The following is a 2,325-nucleotide window of genomic DNA, read 5'->3' on the forward strand; positions in this document are numbered from 1 at the left end:
GGACTAGGCCTTGTAGTGAGGGAATGCAAAAGAGACCGTTAACATCGGGTCATTGGGATGGGTCGGGGCCATCCGGGACAGGGTCCATCGACATGGGCGACCAACGGGACGAGCGGCAATGCTTTCGCGCTAGTCAGGTCAACCTGAGCCGGTCCGCCAAGCCGGTGGCTCGCACCGCGCGTTGCTCAACAGCGGCGACGACGGCCTCGCGTGTCCCGCGGATGCGCACGGTATGCCGCGCCCGTGTCACCGCGGTGTAGAACAGCTCCCGGGTCAGCAGGGGAGAACCCGGCTCGGGCAGCACGACCGAGACCTCCTCGTACTGGCTGCCCTGGGCCCGGTGGACGGTCATGGCGTGAGCGGTGGCGACGTTGGCCAGCCGGCTGAGGTGCAGGTCCCGTCCCCCGGGCGACAGTCCGTCGGCCAGGACCGCATACAGGCCTCCGGTGGTGGCCGAGCGGACGACGACACCCGTGTCTCCGTTGAACAGGCCCAGGCTGTAGTCGTTCTCGGTGACGAGTAGGGGTTGGCCGGGGTACCGTCCGGGCAGGTAGTCGACCCCGAGCTGCTGCGCGAGCCAGGTGGCGAGCTGCCGGTTCCACCGGCGCGCTCCGAACGGTCCGGTGTTGTGCGCGCACAGGAGCTGGTGGCGCGCCAGCCGGTCGAGGGCGGCCTCCTGGTCGCCGCGTTCGGAGGCCTCGTGCAGCGCGAGCACCGCTGGGAGCACCTGCGGTTCGAGGTCGTCGACCAGCGCCGCACTCGGGTCGTCGCCGTCGAGGACCTCCAGCGCGGCCTCAGGGTCGCCGGCGCGGACCGCTTCGGCGAGGTCGGCGATCGCGCCTCGGAAGCGGTGGCTCGTCGCGAGGTGGGCCACCGAGTCGCTGTGCGGGCCGAGCCCGTCGACGAGGTCGCGGAGGACGGCGCCGGCCTCGACCGAGGTCAGCTGGTCCGGGTCGCCGACCAGGACGAGGCGGGCGTGCGACGGGGTCGCCTCGAGGAGGCGGGCCAGCAGGGTCAGCGACACCATCGACGTCTCGTCGACCACCACCACGTCGTAGGGCAGCAGGTTGTGGCGGTCGTGACGGAACCGGGTCCGGCTCTCGGGTCGCCAGCCGAGCAGCCGGTGCAGGGTAGCCGCCGTGAGCCCAGCCACCAGATCCCTTGCCGTGGAGGGGAAGTCGGGCTTGGCCGCCTCCGTGTGCACAGCGTGTGAGATCCGCGCGGCCGCCTTCCCGGTAGGCGCCGCGAGGGCCACCCGTAGACCCGCTCCCTCGATGGCGGCGAGGGCGGCGATGAGCCGCGCGATGGTCGTCGTCTTCCCGGTCCCCGGTCCGCCGGTGACGATGCTGGTCCGGTGCGTGCAGGCCACCTCGGCGGCGACGCGCTGCTCCCGGTATGCGGCGCCGGGGAACGCCTCGTCGAGCGCGGCCCTCAGCGCGACCGGGTCGACGGCGACCGGCAGGCTGGCCCGCGCGGCGAGGTCGTCGGCCACTTGACGCTCCTCGCGCCAGTACCGGTCCAGGTACAGCCGACCTAGGTCGTGATGGACCACCCCGTATGCGGCGACCCGGCTGTCGGCCACGGCTTCTGCCCAGCCGTCGGCGTCGGGCCAGCCGAGGCCGTCGTCAGCGGGGAGCGAGGCGAGCTCGACGCATACCGAGCCCTGCCGGGCCGCACGCACGGCGAAGGCGACGGCGAGCAGCACGCTCTCGTCGTTCTCCCCGACCGCCGCCCCGACCCTGCTGGCGACGTGCGTGTCGGCCGCCGTCAGCAGCCCCGCGCGGTTGAAGTGGCGCAGCATCCCGGTGGCGTGGAGCGCGGTGTCCCGGTGGTACTCGCCTCTCCCGGCATCGACGCTCACGAGGCCGCCTCCCGCCCGCCGAACAGATCGGAGACCGCCTCGACCAACGCCTCGCTCGGCTTCCACGCGAAGACGCCGTAGGGCTGCCCGTCGGCCACCGGAGTAGCGGCGCCGCACATGCCGCGCAGGTAGAGATAAAGCACGCCACCGAAGTGCTGGTCGAACCGGTACCCCGGCTGCCGCCAGCGCAGGAACCGGTGCAGCGCAACGGAGTACACCAGAGCCTGCAGCGGGTAGCTCGACCGCGACATCGCCTCGGCCATCCCGCGTGGATGGTATGCGTCGACATAGTGCGGCTGCTCGTGGTCTCCGATCCACGTCGTCTTGTAGTCGGCGACGAGGTAGCGCCGGCGGTCCCCCTCCCCGACACCGAAGACGAGGTCGAGCGATCCCGACAGGTAGCCCGAGAGCGTCTGCTCGTAGGCCGGGTGGTCGAGCGTGTCGGCGTAGCCGGCCAGCGGGTC

Annotated in this window: 1 protein-coding gene and 1 pseudogene; both read right to left on the bottom strand. The window is 71.9% G+C overall.

Features of this window, described 5'->3' with window-relative positions; all coding sequences use genetic code 11:
- Nucleotides 1–133: 133 nt before the first annotated feature.
- Nucleotides 134–1,861, bottom strand: a complete 1,728-nt coding sequence (gene recD, locus VIG79_RS03580) for an exodeoxyribonuclease V subunit alpha (protein WP_331882254.1) — start codon at nucleotides 1,859–1,861, stop codon at nucleotides 134–136.
- Nucleotides 1,858–2,325 (bottom strand): annotated as a pseudogene (locus tag VIG79_RS03585) (exodeoxyribonuclease V subunit beta); the annotation flags it as partial. The gene recD and the pseudogene VIG79_RS03585, both read right to left, overlap by 4 nt.

The sequence above is a fragment of the Lapillicoccus sp. genome (assembly GCF_036559105.1).
Classification (GTDB): Bacteria; Actinomycetota; Actinomycetes; order Actinomycetales; family Dermatophilaceae; genus Lapillicoccus.